Annotated in this window: 15 protein-coding genes; 12 read left to right on the top strand and 3 right to left on the bottom strand. The window is 55.3% G+C overall.

The window, feature by feature from the left end:
• Positions 1 to 12: 12 nt before the first annotated feature.
• Together wrbA and arsC are read right to left on the bottom strand one after the other, a co-directional pair.
• Positions 13 to 621 (bottom strand): NAD(P)H:quinone oxidoreductase, encoded by a 609-nt coding sequence (wrbA, locus tag K6123_RS20855; RefSeq protein WP_221801288.1) that lies wholly within the window; start codon positions 619 to 621, stop codon positions 13 to 15.
• Complete coding sequence (gene arsC, locus K6123_RS20850; protein WP_221801286.1) at positions 621 to 971, bottom strand: arsenate reductase (glutaredoxin); 351 nt, start codon at positions 969 to 971, stop codon at positions 621 to 623. Before arsC ends, wrbA begins: the two co-directional genes overlap by 1 nt.
• 62 nt (positions 972 to 1,033) lie before the next feature.
• Between arsC and K6123_RS20845 the strand changes: the two genes are divergently transcribed.
• From K6123_RS20845 to K6123_RS20830, 4 genes are all read left to right on the top strand, one after another.
• A complete protein-coding gene (locus K6123_RS20845) occupies positions 1,034 to 2,260 on the top strand; it encodes a YihY family inner membrane protein (RefSeq protein WP_221801284.1) in 1,227 nt (408 codons plus the stop codon).
• Between the two features lie 164 nt (positions 2,261 to 2,424).
• Positions 2,425 to 3,768 carry a DUF3422 family protein gene (locus K6123_RS20840; RefSeq protein ID WP_221801282.1) on the top strand — a complete coding sequence of 448 codons (1,344 nt, stop codon included), beginning with the start codon at positions 2,425 to 2,427 and terminating at the stop codon, positions 3,766 to 3,768.
• A 363-nt stretch (positions 3,769 to 4,131) separates the two neighbouring features.
• Positions 4,132 to 4,617: a hypothetical protein gene (locus K6123_RS20835; protein WP_221801280.1), complete on the top strand. Its 486-nt coding sequence runs from the start codon at positions 4,132 to 4,134 to the stop codon at positions 4,615 to 4,617.
• Positions 4,595 to 5,464, top strand: a complete 870-nt coding sequence (locus K6123_RS20830) for a DUF6268 family outer membrane beta-barrel protein (RefSeq protein WP_221801279.1) — start codon at positions 4,595 to 4,597, stop codon at positions 5,462 to 5,464. The genes K6123_RS20835 and K6123_RS20830 overlap by 23 nt, the downstream gene beginning before the upstream one ends.
• Positions 5,465 to 5,622: 158 nt before the next feature.
• On the opposite strand, the gene K6123_RS20825 is transcribed toward K6123_RS20830, so the two are convergent.
• Positions 5,623 to 7,404 carry a DUF885 family protein gene (locus tag K6123_RS20825; protein ID WP_221801276.1) on the bottom strand — a complete coding sequence of 594 codons (1,782 nt, stop codon included), beginning with the start codon at positions 7,402 to 7,404 and terminating at the stop codon, positions 5,623 to 5,625.
• A 157-nt stretch (positions 7,405 to 7,561) separates the two neighbouring features.
• Between K6123_RS20825 and K6123_RS20820 the strand changes: the two genes are divergently transcribed.
• The 8 genes from K6123_RS20820 (at position 7,562) to K6123_RS20785 (ending at position 15,605) form a co-directional block, all read left to right on the top strand.
• The gene (locus K6123_RS20820; RefSeq protein ID WP_221801274.1) at positions 7,562 to 8,488 is read left to right on the top strand and encodes a DUF4892 domain-containing protein; all 927 of its coding nucleotides are present in this window, start codon (positions 7,562 to 7,564) and stop codon (positions 8,486 to 8,488) included.
• 2 nt (positions 8,489 to 8,490) lie between these two features.
• Positions 8,491 to 9,423 carry a patatin-like phospholipase family protein gene (locus K6123_RS20815; protein ID WP_221801272.1) on the top strand — a complete coding sequence of 311 codons (933 nt, stop codon included), beginning with the start codon at positions 8,491 to 8,493 and terminating at the stop codon, positions 9,421 to 9,423.
• A 74-nt stretch (positions 9,424 to 9,497) separates the two neighbouring features.
• Positions 9,498 to 10,430 carry a 50S ribosomal protein L3 N(5)-glutamine methyltransferase gene (gene prmB / locus K6123_RS20810; RefSeq protein ID WP_221801270.1) on the top strand — a complete coding sequence of 311 codons (933 nt, stop codon included), beginning with the start codon at positions 9,498 to 9,500 and terminating at the stop codon, positions 10,428 to 10,430.
• Positions 10,431 to 10,499: 69 nt separating this feature from the next.
• Positions 10,500 to 11,612 carry a chorismate synthase gene (aroC, locus tag K6123_RS20805; protein WP_221801269.1) on the top strand — a complete coding sequence of 371 codons (1,113 nt, stop codon included), beginning with the start codon at positions 10,500 to 10,502 and terminating at the stop codon, positions 11,610 to 11,612.
• A complete protein-coding gene (locus tag K6123_RS20800) occupies positions 11,612 to 12,775 on the top strand; it encodes an MFS transporter (RefSeq protein ID WP_221801267.1) in 1,164 nt (387 codons plus the stop codon). Before aroC ends, K6123_RS20800 begins: the two co-directional genes overlap by 1 nt.
• 43 nt (positions 12,776 to 12,818) lie before the next feature.
• Positions 12,819 to 13,070, top strand: a complete 252-nt coding sequence (locus K6123_RS20795; protein ID WP_221801266.1) for a DUF6489 family protein — start codon at positions 12,819 to 12,821, stop codon at positions 13,068 to 13,070.
• A gap of 256 nt (positions 13,071 to 13,326) precedes the next feature.
• Entirely contained in the window at positions 13,327 to 13,719 is a 393-nt protein-coding gene (locus K6123_RS20790; protein ID WP_221801264.1) for a phasin family protein, read from the top strand.
• 83 nt (positions 13,720 to 13,802) lie between these two features.
• Complete coding sequence (locus K6123_RS20785; protein WP_221801262.1) at positions 13,803 to 15,605, top strand: PHA/PHB synthase family protein; 1,803 nt, start codon at positions 13,803 to 13,805, stop codon at positions 15,603 to 15,605.
• Positions 15,606 to 15,735: the final 130 nt, after the last annotated feature.

The following is a 15,735-nucleotide window of genomic DNA, read 5'->3' as shown; positions in this document are numbered from 1 at the left end:
GCAATTCTCCGCTCAGCTGACAGTCAGCAAGGCGTTGGCCAGCACAGCCACACGCTTGCCCTGGGCCAGGCACAAGGATTTTTCATGAGTACTCAGAGAGTGCTCGTTGTTGGCTCCGGCCCAGTGGCTCATGCCATATGGCGTACCGCCGGTGCTGGTTTCGGTCAGCTCCGGGTTGCGATAGGGCAGACCCGCGAACACCATGCCGTGGTGCAACAGTGGCAGCGCCATGGTCAGCAGGGTGGACTCCTGGCCGCCATGCAGGGATGAGGTTGAGGTAAACACCCCCGCTGGTTTGTCAGCCAGTGCGCCACTCAGCCACAGGCTGCTGGTGCCGTCGATAAAATATTTCAGCGGTGCGGCCATATTGCCAAAGCGGGTCGGACTGCCGAGTACCAGCCCGGCACAGTCGCGCAGATCCTGCTGACTGCAATACACAGCGCCGTCAGCGGGAACCGCAGGCAAGCTGCTTTCGGTATCCGGTGACACTGATGGCACGGTGCGGATGCGGGCTTCCAGGCCAGCCTGTTCAACGCCACGGGCGATCAGGCGGGCCATTTCGGCGGTCTTGCCGTGGCGGCTGTAATACAGCACCAGAATGTAGGGGCTGGCTGCGGCCATTACAGGATCTCCAGTACCTGCTCTGGTGGCCGACCGATACGCGCCTGGCCATCTTTGACGACGATTGGGCGTTCAATCAGCTTGGGCGTGGCGGCCATGGCCTTGATCAGGGCGGCTTCATCGGTCACCTGAGCCAGGCCCTGCTGCTTGTATTCGTCTTCCTTGGTGCGCATCAGGTCGCGGGCGCTGGCCAGACCCAGCAGGCTGATCAGTTCGGCGATCTGTTGTTCAGACGGGGTGTCTTTCAGGTATTCAACCACAGTCGGTTCGATGCCCTGATCCTGCAGCAGCTTGAGGGTCTCGCGGGACTTGGAGCAGCGGGGATTGTGGTAGATACGAATTTCACTCATGCTTGAATCCTGTTGTTTGAATACGGTTGTGATTGACCGGGATTGTAACAAGGAAGCTTGTGATGCTCATCGCTTTCCGGCGCGGTCGTCGGGTTCTGAGATTGATCTGGCAAACACTGCTGCGGTTTGAATCGATGGAGCGCCGTCGTGATGCGGCGGCACTGACCTATACCACGCTGTTTGCGCTGGTGCCTGTGATTACCGTGACCTACTCGATTCTGAGTGCCATTCCGGCGCTGCAGGACTGGGGCAAGCAGGCCAATGCCAATCTGTTGTCTTATGTGATGCCGCAAGGCAGTGAGACGGTATCCAATTATCTGGTCGAATTCAGCCAGCAGGCCCGCGAACTGACCTGGGTCGGTGTGGTGTTCCTGTTTTTCACCGCCTTGATGCTGCTGCAAACCATCGAACAACAGTTCAACAAGATCTGGCAGGTCGAGGTATCACGCTCGACATTGCAACGCTTCTTCCGCTATTGGGCGGTGCTGAGTCTGGGGCCGCTGTTGTTTGGCCTGGCGCAGGCTGCCAGTTCGGTGTTTGCTTCCCTCAATCTGTTACACGAACACACCAGCTGGTTGACGAATTCGGTGCCGGAAATCGCCCGGCTGTTGCCCTGGTCGATGACCGTCGCCGCCATCACCTTTGTTTATATGATGGTGCCGAACTGCAAGGTGCCGCCACGGGATGCGGTGATTGCCGCCGTCGTGGTAGCGACAGCCTTTGAAACCGGCAAATTCCTGTTTGCCCGGCTGGTTGGCATGTTTCCGTCCTATCAACTGATTTACGGCGCATTTGCGGCAGTGCCGTTGTTCCTGATGTGGATTTACATCAGCTGGATGTTACTGCTGTTTGGTGCTGAGTTGAGTTATGCCCTTAGTCATCCGGAAAGCCGCTCCAGTCGAGACCCGTTGCGCCAGCGGCTGGCGTTGGCGGCGACCCTGCAACAGGGTCAGCAGCAAGGTGCCGGACTAGGTAACAAGGATTTGCAAAAAGCCTTGCGCAGTATACCGGCACAGGATCTTGCAGCCTTGTTGAAACATTTTTCCCAACGCGGCTGGGTGGCCCAAACCCAGGATGATACCTGGGTCTGGCTACCGGACTTGCGGTGCCTGACGCTGGGTGATTTTTTTGCCGATCTGACGCTGGAGCAATTACGTACAGCGGAAACCAGCGTGCCGGAAGCCACGGCGCTGGCGGACTGGCTGACGGCCTGGCAACAACAGGTCGGCAGCAGTCTGCAAACCACTGTTGCCAGTGTATTGGATGAGCAGGGCGGCTTTCGGTTATAGCGATCTGCGGTTATAGCGGTTTGCGGTTACTGCCGCTGGTGGCAGTGGGCTTGCCAGTTGTCGGGCTACCTTGGTAGCGGCACCAACAGACATCTGGTGGCGGACGCTGTCAGACGTTATCTTTCCGGTTAGCCCTACCTATAAACTCGGAAAGAGACCAAGGCATGACCAAGCTAGAGCCGCAGGCACCTGAATTTGCCAGCCCGGCGTTATCCCTCAACGTGCACCCGCTGCGTTCGGTGTTGTACGAAGAATTGCATAACCGTCCGTCGCCGGTGATTGAAGGCAATTGCCAGGTTGCCCACTTTACCTTCAAGCAAACCGATAGCCGCAAGCAATTGCACGCTCACGTCGTCGAGCTGTGTCGGCGTTTCAGCGTGCCAGCACCAGACCCGGAATCTTCCTGTCTGTATCAGGACTTTGGTGGTTTTGAGCTACGCTGGGAGCGCCACCTGGAGTTCTCCAACTTCACCTTTATCGTACCGACCGACAATGCCTTCACCACCGATGCCATGGCGTTTGTGCCAAAAGACTGGCTGGCGGCGGTACCGGGCGAGCTGGTGGTGGCAGTGAACCTGTCACTGGTCGATCAGCAACCGACCGACAAACAACTGTATCAGTGGTTTGAAGGCCAGCGGGTTTCCGGAGCTTCGGTGGCTGATGGCAAGGCGACGGTATGGACCGCGTTCCGGCTGCACAGCGATGGGTTTGGCCGTATGCTGGCCTGTAACAAGGGTTTGAATCCGTATCAGACCGGGCGGCTGGTGCAGCGCCTGTTTGAGCTGGAAACCTACCGCCTGATGGCGCTGCTGGCGTTGCCCATCGCCCGCAAGATGGGCCATGAACTGACCCAGGTGGAAACCAGCCTGGCCAACCTGATCCAGAATATTTCCGAGCTTGATAATCAGGCCGATGATCGTGAGTTGCTGACGGCGCTGTCGCAGCTGGCTGCCGACGTTGAACGTTATCGTTCGGATACCAACTTCCGGTTTTCGGCCGCCAAGGCCTATCACGATCTGGTCCGTGACCGCCTTAACCAGCTTAACGAAGAACCACTGGATGGCGTGCAGAGCCTGCGCGAATTCCTCGAACGGCGGCTGACACCGGGCATCAACACCTGTATGTCGGTGCGCGACCAGCTCGAAGATCTGTCGCGGCGGATTCACCGTACCACCAGTCTGTTGCGGACCCGGGTTGACCTGTCGATTCAGGAACAGAACCAGGATCTGTTGGCGTCGATGAACCGCCGCAGTGAACTGCAATTGCGGCTGCAGCAAACGGTCGAAGGGCTGTCAGTGGTGGTGATCTGTTATTACCTGCTGGGTTTGATGGGCATCACCATTGATGCGCTCAACGCCTTTGGCCTCAACCTCAACGCCAAAATCGCCGAAGGTATCGCGCTGCCGTTGATTCTGGTGGTGGTGTATTCGCTGATTCACGAACTTCGCAAACATATGTCGAAGCAAACAGCAGCGACCATGAAGCCTGATAGCTGTGATAAACACTGACCCTGATGCTGTTTATTTAAACCACGCACCGTGATTGCTGTTGAGGGGTTGCACGGGAGCGCAGGCGGGACGCCCGCGCTCCTGTATTACGTCTCTGACCCTTATCTTTGAAAACCAGATCCTGGAAAACCACGTCTTTGAAAACCAGAGTGCGGCAACAGGTTGCCGCCGCTCGGCCGCTTTTTCCTGTGTCTGTGCATGCTACTGGCCGCTTTTCAGCCGTTCTCTGAAACTGACGACGTATTTCTGACGTCAGTTTGCCGATCATTTCGTTATTTGAATCCAAGCTTTTGAATCAAAAGGGAAATTTTCTATTGGCTTGCTAATTGCTGTATTCCCTGCAAATGATCAGGAGGCAGGCTTATGGCTCGCACACTTCCATCCTTGCCAGTTGCCCAGCTATGGCGTGGCAACAGTGAATTATCACTGGTGTCCAGTGCTTCGGCGGCGGAGTGTCAGCTGCCGCCGTTGCCGGGAATCGGTAGCGGCAGCTCGATTGTCAGCTGGGCGCACCGGTTTCTGCAGGCCTATCACCAGCTGCTGGAACGTCAGGGCTTGCCGTCGGTGGCGGCTACCATCGTCCATATCGGCCGGGTGATCGACCATCTTGATACCGACGATGATGACGGCTGGCGTCGCCGCGAGGCGGAAGCCTATGACGCCGCTGCCGAGCATTACGATCAGCTGGTGGCCGGTGGCGCACCGGACTATCTGGTGGAATCTTTTCAACTGATTTTGCTGCTGTTACTGGCAGTCGATCAGATTCATAAACACGATCAGGAAACCGGTGTGCGGCTCAGCATTGCCGGGGTTGAGGAGGTGATCAATGCCAAACGTCAGTCGTACTGATTTGGGCCAACGGCCGCTGCTGACAGCGGTGGTTGGTTTGGGGCTGGTGATGTCGTCGACGCTGGCCAGTGCTGCGGGTGTCAGCTGGTCAAAAGATATTTCCGGCACCCCGGACAGCGGCACCGGGACTTCGTTTGGGGTCAGTCAGATCGGTCTGGCGATGCCATTGCAGTCGAATCAGGGCCGGGATGAAGGATTGTCGATTGATGCCGGGGTGCAGATCAGCAGCTTCGACTGGGCTGGAGCGGATGCCGCCGCCAGTGATTATTATTGGTTGTCACTGCCGATGAAATATTGGCAACGGCGCGATAATGGCGGTGAAATTCATGCGCAGTTTGAGCCTGGCCTGATGACCGACCTGGATGGTCTCAGCACCGACAGCCTGATGGCAAACGTGCGTTTCTACTGGCGCCAACCGATCAGTCAGACGCTGTTCTGGCAGGCGGGGGTAGTGGTTGATCGCCGTTTTGGGGATTTGTTGCCTCGGCCACTGGCAGGCATCGCCTGGAAGGCACTGTCGAAAACCGAAGTCTTGCTGGGCTTTCCGGAAACCCGGGTGCAGACCGGCTGGAACAAGCAGTTCTCAACCTACCTACATGTGCGGCCGGATGGTGGTGTCTGGCGTGAGCAGCTGAAGGGCCTTAATGGCACTTATGACGTGCGGTATCGCGACTGGAAAATGGGCGTTGGTACCGAGTTCTGGCTGCGTGGTAATGCCTGGTTGATGGCGGAAGTGGGGCAGCAGCGGCTGCGCAAGATCACGGCCTATGATTCAACCGGCGCCCGTGTGGAAGCGGAACCGGCTGATAGTAACTATTGGCAGGTGGGCCTCAAGCTGCGTTTCTGATTCTGTAGGTCAGACGGAAGCAATTTACACTGTCTTCCCGAACGAGCTTGCGAGATTCGGGAACCATACGGCGTAGAAAATTGCACCGCTGTCTGGATTCCAGAGCAAGTCTGGAATGACGTGTATTCGAGTGCGTGAATACCCCAGACGCCAGACTGTCAGTACGCTTCCTGCCACAGATTCAACCATTGGCTGTACAGGGTTGGTGGCAAGTCACCCTGTTGCAGCAGGCTGCTGTAGAACGACGCCATAGCGGCGGCAGAATCATCGTTATCCTGCGCCTGACGGATCAGCTCCAGCAGGTTGGCTTTGGAAATGGCTGGCCAGCCAAACTGGCCAGGTGCTTCCATAATGGCTTTCGCCCGCTGCTGACAGGCGGTGTCAGACAGGAAGCTGTTGACCTGGCAATAACCGGCAGCTTTTTCCTGATTCCACTGGTACAGGTGGATGCCAATATCCAGCACCAGATTCAGCTCTTGTTCCATATCATCGAGCAGCACCCAGGCGTGTTCGGCTGACGATTCATAACCGCCCAGATCATTGGCCAGCTCGGCAGCGATGCTGAGCCAGCCCGGTTCAAAACCCTGGTGTAGTGGATATTTCATGAAATCCGGCAGTTCGGCATTTTCCTGCGCCAGGGCATATTGCAGATGTTTGCCGGGCAGACTGGCGCGATAGAGATCCAGTGGCCAGCGCCAGTGCGCCGAGGTTTCAACCGCCGTGGTCCAGTAAATGCCCGGTTGCTGTGTGCTGGGCTGTGGTGGCTGGTAGTAGGGTAGCTGGACGGCGGCATCCTGGCTGGTGAGTACCACCAATGGGGTTTGTGGCAAGACGGCAAATCGTTGTGGCAACTGGCCATTGAGATTCTGCAGGCGATCCAGCACCGCCGGTTTCAGTGGAATTGGCGCGACCTGATGGGATGCAAGCCAGGCTCGTAGCTGGCTACCGAGTGGCTGTCCCGGGTCGAGCGCCAGTTCAGTTCGCAATTGTTGTTGCAGTGCAGAGAGCCGACTTTTGGCAATTTCCTGCAGTAATTCTGGTGCTTCGGTGCTGCCCAGCTGGGCCAGTTGCAGCCGGTAACAGCTGTCGCCATTGGGCTGTTGTTGCCAGCTCAGGCTGGTGCTGGTGGGCATGCTGTTGAGCTGGTTGTAAAGCGAACGCAGGCTCGGCAGCAAATAGTTGGTCAGGGTACTGCTGGCTTTGCCCTGCAGAATTTCATAACTGGATGGGTAGACATCCAGTGCCTGCAGCTTGCTGACGATGGCACTCCACAATGGCGCAGGCTGGCTGCTGTCGCTGAACGGGTAACCTTGCAGCTGACGGTCGAGCTGACGCAGCAGGGCATCGCGGCTGTAGCTCAGCGTGTGGAGCGTCTTTTGTTGCTGCTGCAGCTGTTGTTGCCACTGCTTGATGACTGCCGCGGCACCTTCAATTTCCCGCAAATAGCTGTGGAAAGACGGAATATCCGTCGGCTGGCTGTAATCTGTCAGCAGCTTCAGTACTTGGGTCAAAACCGAACCCTGGGCACTCAGCGCTGGCCATTGCTGGCTGCATTCATGCCATTCAAGCTGTTGACCGATACGATACTGCAGCGCTCGCGCCTGTAACTGGCGATTGGCTGGCAGGGCGTCGTATTCGAGTTGCTGCAGACTGGTTTTCAACTGTTGCAGTTGCTGCTGCTGCTGCTGGCGGAATTCATTGCTGAGGTCTGGCAACACCAGCGATTGCAACAAGCCACTGCTGCGGGCTGCGTAAGGATGCGCGGCGACCTGCAGTTGCAGATATTCATCTTCGGCCTGACTGAGCGTCTGGCTGGCGGTTTCGATGGCATCGTCGGAATATTGCAGGGTGCTACTGCCGGGCTTCAGCTGGGCGGGCTGACAGCCAGCCAGCAAACCAGTGGCCAGCAGCGCGGCAAGGCTGGCGGAGAACTTGATCATTATGAATACAAATTGTCGTTGGCTCGAAAGCGGGCAGTGTAGCAATCGAATTGCGCGGCCAACAGTGTGACTGTTGCTGACCTGCCAGCATGCTATGCTGCGATGAAACCCCGACCTGCCTGACAGGTCCTAGTGCGGTAGCTGATGGAGAAAAGTTTTGTTGAAATCCTGGATACGGGTGTGGACGTGTTTGACGCTGCTGGCAGCATTCAGCGGGCTGACATTGTTCAGTGGCATGAGCCGGGCTGAAACCGTAGATTACGCCGGTTTGGTGGCCCCAGCCGGTAGCCGTTTAATTACCGACCAACAGAAGAGTGTCAGCAATTTCCGGCTGGCGATGTCGAGTCTCAAACGTCAGGCCGCCACCACCTTTGCTGCGCAGGAAGTGCGGGTGTCCGGTGATTTGCACCGCTGGGCCTGGGAAGTTTCCGAAAAAACCGACCTTGATCAGCTGTTACAGCCGCTGTTACTGAACCTGGCGGCCAATCCCGCTGCCAGCATTCTGTATCAGTGCAAGGACCTTGATTGCGGCAGCAGCCATTTCTGGGCCAACGAAATATTTGGCAACGGCCGTCTGGTTGGCCGTGATGGTCAGCAACGTTATCTGGTTGGCTATATTCCCGCAGCCAGCGGTCCGGCAACCGTGTTGCTGCTGTACGCCAGTCAGCGCGGACCACGCCAGACCGTGATCGGCTTTGATGTGCTGACGACTGCTGATCAGGTGTTACCGCAAGTGGTCAATCGCGAAACCATTCTGGGTCGTCTCAGTGCCAGCAGTGGCTGGTTGCCGGGGCTGGTGACCGTTGGCAGTGAGCTGGATGTGGAAGCCAGTGCGGCACTGATTGAGGTTCTGAAAGGCCTGTCGGATGGTTTGCGTTCGCGGCTGTATTTGATGGTGCACTGTTATGAAAACAGCGAAATGGATGCCAATCAGCAGTGTTCGGATCAGCTCGCTGAGCAACTGCGGACGGCCACTGCGACGCTCGGCCGCCCCTTGAATATTCGTGGACAGGCAGCGCTGGTGGCGTCGCCTGAATCATCCAATAAAGCGGCATTACGTTTTGTATTCTGGCCAGGGAGGTAGCTATGTCAAAAACGGTGGCACTGGCGCTGGGAAGTGGCGGCGCCCGGGGTTACGCCCATATCGGGGTACTGGATGCCCTGCAGGAGCGTGGTTATGAGGTGGTGGCCATTTCTGGCAGCTCGATGGGGGCGTTAATCGGCGGTTTCTATTGCGCAGGCAAGCTTGATGAATATCGCGACTGGGTGTCCGGGCTGAATTATCTCGATGTACTCAAGCTGGTGGATGTTTCACTACTGTCGGGTGGCGTGATTCGCGGTGACAAGGTGTTCAATATGCTGGCAGAAATGCTTGATGGCGTGCTGATTGAGGATCTGCCGATTCCCTTTACCGCTGTGGCAACCGACATGCAGGCACGCAAGGAAATCTGGTTTCAGAGTGGCTCGCTCGACACGGCCATTCGGGCATCGGCGGCGATTCCGAGTATTTTCAGCCCGGTAAAGGTTAATGGTCGCCATCTGGTCGATGGTGGTGTGCTTAATCCGCTGCCGATTTCGCCCTGTGTGTCGGTTCATGCTGATCATATCATCGCGGTGGATCTGAACTCGGACACTGTGATGCCGGACGATTTTGGCTTTCTGCCAGCAGAAACCAACAAGCCACAGAAGCAGGCCTGGTTCAATTCGGTAGTCGACAAGGCCACCAACTGGCTTGAATCCCGTAAGGGTGGTGACGACGTCAGCGAGCATGTCGATGAAAACATCGGCAAGCTGGAAATGATTAACCAGATGTTCGAAACCATGCAGCTGTCGCTGACACGCTTCAAAACGGCGGCTTATCCACCGGATCTGCTGATCAAGATGCCGATGGAATCCTGCGAAATGTACGAGTTTTACCGCGCTCGCGAGCTGATTGCGCTTGGTTATCACATTGCCAATCAGGCACTCGATGCCTATGAACATGGCGGTGCCAGCCCTTATGCCCACCGGATGGGCTAAACCACTCAATACGCGGTGGCCGGATGGCTCACAAGCCAGTAAAATGCCCGCCTTTTTAATCAGCAGGAATCCGCATGGATTTGCAAACCCAGGCCCGTACGGCGATTGATGAACTGGTAACGATTCAGGATCTGGTGCGCTGGAGTGTCAGCCGCATGAATGAATCGGATATCTACTTTGGCCATGGCACGGATAATCCATGGGACGAAGCCCGTTTGCTGGTCACGCATGCCTTGTCACTGGGCTGGGAGTTGGCACCTGAATGGTACAGCTCACGGGTGACCCGGGCAGAGCGCGAAGACGTGCTGGCACTGGTATGCGAACGTATTGAAAGCCGGGTTCCGGCTCCTTACTTGATTGGCGAAGCCTGGTTCTGTGGTCTGGCCTTCCGGGTTGACGAGCGGGTGCTGATTCCACGCTCGCCGATTGGTGAAATGATCGACAGTGAATTTGCACCCTGGTGGCAACGTGGCTTTGAGCCGGCAGATCAGCCGCGCCGTATTCTCGACCTTTGTACCGGCTCCGGTTGTATTGGCATCGCCTGTGCGGTGCAGTATCCGGACGCTGAGGTTGAGCTGCTGGATATTTCCTTTGATGCGCTGGCGATTGCTGAAGAAAACATTCAGCGTCATGGTCTGGAAGACCGGGTGCAGGCGTTCCAGTCGGACCTCTTCAGCGCCGCATCTGGCAAATACGACCTGATCGTCAGCAATCCGCCTTATGTGGATGCTGACGACATGGCCAGTTTGCCGGAGGAATACCACCATGAACCGGAACTGGCATTGGCCGCCGGTGATGACGGCCTTGATCTGGTGCGGACGATTCTGAAACAGGCGCGCCAGTTTCTGACCGATGACGGCCTGCTGGTGGTTGAGGTTGGTAACAGCTGGCCTGCGCTGGAAGCCGCCTTCCCACAGTTGCCGTTTGTCTGGCCCGAATTTGAACGCGGTGGCCACGGTGTGTTTGTGTTGCAGGCACGCGATCTGGAATTACTGGCAGACGATTGAGGCTGCGCAATCCATTTTATTCGGCTGAACCGATTCGGCCGGACCAATGAATAAGAGAACGAGAAGTCTATGGCAGGAAATAGCATTGGTAAGCTGTTCACCGTTACCACCTTTGGTGAAAGTCACGGCTTGGCGCTGGGAGCCATCATCGATGGTTGCCCTCCAGGCATTGAACTGACCGAAGCTGATCTGCAGCTGGATCTGGACCGCCGCAAGCCGGGCACTTCCCGTTTTACAACCCAGCGTCGCGAAGCCGACGAGGTAAAGATTCTCTCAGGTGTGTTTGAAGGCAAAACCACAGGTACTGCGATTGGTCTGCTGATCGAAAACACCGACCAGCGTTCGAAAGACTATTCCAACATTGCCGAAACCTTCCGTCCGGCCCACGCCGACTACAGCTACAACCAGAAGTACGGTTTCCGTGATTACCGTGGTGGTGGCCGTTCTTCGGCCCGTGAAACCGCCATGCGGGTTGCCGCGGGTGCGGTGGCCAAGAAAGTGCTGGCGGCCAAGGGCATTACGGTCAAAGGTTACCTGTCTCAGCTTGGCCCGATTGCCATTGAGCAGGCCAACTTTGACTGGGATCAGGTTGAGCAGAATCCGTTCTTCTGCCCGGATGCCAGCAAGGTGCCGGAAATGGAAGACTACATGAACGCCCTGCGCAAGGAAGGAAACTCGGTTGGCGCCAAAATCACCGTCGTTGCCACTGGTATGATACCAGGCCTGGGTGAGCCGGTATTCGACCGTCTGGATGCCGAACTGGCCCATTCCCTGATGAGCATTAACGCGGTCAAAGGCGTTGAAATCGGTGACGGTTTTGACGTTGTCAGCCAAAAGGGCACTGAGCATCGTGATGAAATGACGCCACAAGGTTTCCTCAGTAACCACGCTGGCGGCATCATTGGTGGTATTTCTTCCGGTCAGGACATCATTGCCCATATCGCCCTGAAGCCAACCTCCAGCCTGATTATTCCGGGCCGTTCAATTGACACCCATGGCAACCCGATTGAAGTGGTCACCAAGGGCCGTCACGATCCTTGTGTTGGTATCCGTGCGACACCAATTGCCGAAGCCATGATGGCGATTACCCTGCTGGATCATCTGCTGCGCCATCGCGGCCAGAATGCGGATGTGCAGTGTGCTACCACTGCCATTGCCGGTCAGGCGCCTGACATTGGTTGATGGTTAGCAGCCATAAAGAAAACCGCCAGATTCGTCAGCGACTGGCGGTTTTTTATTTTCTGTTTTTTGCGCTGGTGGGCTGCAATGCGCCGTATTGGGGCCCTTATCTGCAAAGCCTCGGCTTTTCCTATCAGGAGATTGGCAGCGCTATCGCTGGTTTTTCACTGATCCGTATTATCGCACCGACGCTCTGGGCTCACTGGAGCCGTTATTTTCCGACCCCGATTCATATGGCCCGCTGGGGTGGCATTTTGACTGCCGTCTGCTTCACCGCGATCTGGCTGGTGGAGGGTTTCTGGCCGGTGCTGGCGGTGATGTTGGCGTATGGTTTCTTCTGGTCAGCGATGCTGCCGCAGTACGAAGTCATCACCATGAAGGCGATTGCCAATAACCTTGAACATTACAGCCGCATTCGGTTATGGGGCTCGGTGGGGTTTATTGCCACTGTGGTGTCTCTGGGCAGTCTGTTCGACGTGTTTGGTGTCTGGCTGCTGCCGCTGGTGATGCTGCTATTGATGATCGGTGTGGTACTCAACAGCTGGGGCATTCGCTTGCAAACCAGCTTTAGTGCAGAGCGTCAGGGCCGAGGTGTCTTGCTGGCTTGTCTGCGGCAACCGGTGGTGATCGCCTTTCTGCTGGTCAACTTGCTTCTGCAAGTGAGCCATGGGCCGCTGTATTCGTTCTTCAGCATCTATCTGGCCGAGTTTCATTATTCAGCGGCGCAAACTGGCCTGTTCTGGGGACTGGGGGTGCTGGCTGAGGTGTTGCTGTTCTGGAAGATCCGCTGGTTTCTGGCGCTCGCTAGCTTGCGTCAGTGGTTGCTGATCAGCCTGGCGATTACCGCCGTTCGCTGGCTGGTAGTAGCCACGCTGGCAGATTCGCTGCTGGTGCTGTTGTTGGCCCAGCTTTCCCATGCATTCACCTTCGCAATGTTGCATGCTGTTTGTATCCGTTATGTTCCTGTGCTGTTTCCGGATCATCTGCAGGGCAAGGGCCAGGCATTGTATTCCAGTGCCGGTTTCGGCCTCGGAGGTGCGCTGGGCGCCTGGCTCAGTGGTTATTGCTGGCACTGGGGTGGTGATCTGGTATTTGCCGGTGCCGCCGGTTTTGCCATGTTGGCACTAATCATCGCCTGGCAATGGATGGATATTCGGGTTAAATAACTGAGTTCTATATTAAAAGAAACGTATTTTAGGGATTTTGAATATGCAAATAAATATCACCTTCGATATGACTCCGGAAGAGTTCCGCCGCATATTTGGCTTACCAGATGTTCAGCAATTCCAGCAGGAAGTTTTTTCCCAAATGCTGGAAAAAATGCATAAAGGCGAAGAGGGCTATGACCCGATGAGCCTTTATGGACCGATGTTCAACGAAAGTATGAATGTAATGAACCAGTTTCAGAAAGCCATGTTTTCGATGATGCAGGGAAAAACCCCGGAAAAATCTAACGACTGATAGCCTGAAAACCGGCTGGATAGGGTGATTTTCTAACGGCTGTTCAAAACTATCGGGCGTTATATGGCAAAAATGTCACTATTATGGATATAAAGATATTGGTTTAATATTTTCTAATGGAATATAGATGAACGAATATCAAAAATAGGCAACAAAGTTAGTCAATTCGGTATATCTGTCATTCAAGTGTCAGAAATACTGAGCTAGTATGACCTGGCAGTACTTGCTAACCACGACCTTTTGAAGGAGCAAAATCATGCAAGACTCTATTCTGAATGCTTTCGCAGAGCAGGCCAAAACCATGTATTCGCCTATGGCCAAGTTCAACACTCTGTTTGTTGACAACATGGAAAAAATGACTGACTTCCAACTGACCGCCATCAAGAGCTATGCCGAGATGGGTCTGGATCAGATGAAGAAAGCTGCCGACGTGAAAGACACCGAAAGCATGCGCGCCTACACTGCTGCTCAGGCAGAAGCTGCAAGCGCCCTGAACAAGAAAATCATGGAAGATGCCAAGACCTTCTCCGATATGGCTATGGAGTTCAAGTCCCAGGTTGAAGCCATTATGGAAGAAGCTCGCACTACTGCAGCGACTACCGCTACTACTGCCAAACCAGCCACCAAAGCTGCCAGCAAAGCTGCTTGATTCTGGTCTGTAGTAGGTAATTAAGGCCACCATCAGGTGGCCTTTTTTCTTTGCCAACCCTTTGGAAGACAGGTTCGACTTTTATGACCAAGGAAAACTTTGAAATCGCCGTCAGTGATTTTTATGAAATGTCCGGTCGCCTGGCAGAACAGTATGGACGGTTCTGGGAGAAAACCATCACGCAGCCAACTTCGGCTGAAGACCCTTCGGCATCGGTGTTGTCGGATTTTTCTGCCGCCATGCAGCAACTGGGTACGGCCATGTTGGAAAATCCCAACAAGGTAATTGCTGACCAGATGGAACTGCTCAAGCAACAACAGGCGCTCTATCAATACACCAGCTTGCGGTTTCTTGGTCAGGCACCGGCGCCAGTGGTAGAACCAGACCCGTCTGACCGCCGTTTCAAGAGTGAAGAATGGCACGACAATCCGCTGTTTGACTACATGAAGCAGCTGTACCTGATTCAGGGCAACTCGCTGATGAAGATGGTTCACGACGCCGATGGCCTCGATGAGCGCACTCGTCAGAAGGTAGAGTATTTTGTTCGCCAGTTTGTCAACGCCATGGCGCCTACCAATTTTCCGAGTCTGAATCCGGCCGTTATTCGCAAAACCATGGAAACCGGTGGTGCCAACCTGGCGACCGGCATGGAACAGTTGATGAAGGACATGGAAGGCAGCGTCAAGGGCATGCTCAATGTGGCCATGACAGATACCACTGCATTCCAGGTTGGCGCTAATGTCGCAGTCACGCCCGGCAAGGTGGTTTATCAGAACGACATTATGCAGCTGATTCAGTATGCACCGACCACTGAACAGGTTTATCAACGCCCGCTGCTGGTGATTCCGCCCTTTATCAACAAGTATTACATTCTCGATCTGCGCCAGGACAATTCCTTCCTGAAGTGGCTGGTTGATCAGGGTCACACGGTTTTCTGTATCTCCTGGGTGAACGCTGGCCCGAACCTGCGCGACAAGAACTTTGAAGATTACATGCTGGAAGGTCCACTGGCGGCGATTGACGCCATTAAGGACGCAACCGGTGAAAAAGAAGTGAATGCCATTGGCTATTGTGTTGGTGGTACTTTGCTGGGTGCGACCCAGGCCTATCTGAAGAAAAAACGCCGGGCACCGATCAAGTCATCGACCTTCCTGACCACCTTGCTGGACTTCTCCGAGCCGGGTGAAATCGGTGTATTTATCAACGAAACCGCGATTTCCGCGCTCGAACGCCAGATGAACACACTGGGTTATTACGATGGCCGCCAGATGGCTTTCAGCTTTAATACCCTGCGTGAAAATGATCTGTTCTGGTCATTCTTTGTAAACAACTATCTGATGGGTGAACGTCCGGCGGCGTTTGACCTGCTGTACTGGAACACCGACAGCACCAACCTGCCAGCAGCCATGCATGGTTTCTACCTGCGTCATATGTACCTGTACAACGAATTGATCGAGCCGGATGCCATTGAACTGGATGGCGTGAAGCTGGATCTCAGCAAGATTACCGTTCCAAGCTACTTTATTTCCTGTGCCCAGGATCATATCGCGCTGTGGCGCGGTACCTACAAGGGAGCTCAGGTGCTGGGTGGTGACAAGCGTTTTGTACTGGGTGGATCAGGTCACATTGCCGGTATCGTTAATCCACCACAGAAGAAAAAATATGGCTTCTGGACCAATGATACCCTGCCAGCTAATGCCGACGACTGGTACGCCGATGCCAAGCATAATGAAGGCTCCTGGTGGCTCGACTGGCAGCAGTGGATCGTCAAACAGGGTGGTATGGAGATGGTTCCGGCACGTCAGCCTGGCAGTGATGCCTTGCCGCCAATCGAAGATGCACCAGGTACTTATGCCCGTACCCGCATTGACGATGTTTTGAAGTAAATCAAGCACTTGCCTCCATTCTGGAGGCAAAATAGCAGGCCGCTTGCGGGGTTTCCCACAAGCGGCCTGGTTGTTTCTGGCACTGTGACGGGAAACTCTTTCTCCGGTCTTGCCGAGTTGGCCGGATGGT

It is taken from the genome of Oceanobacter mangrovi (assembly GCF_019740315.1).
In the GTDB taxonomy this organism is placed as follows: domain Bacteria; phylum Pseudomonadota; class Gammaproteobacteria; order Pseudomonadales; family Oceanobacteraceae; genus Oceanobacter; species Oceanobacter mangrovi.
This window is presented reverse-complemented; position numbering and strand designations above follow the sequence as displayed.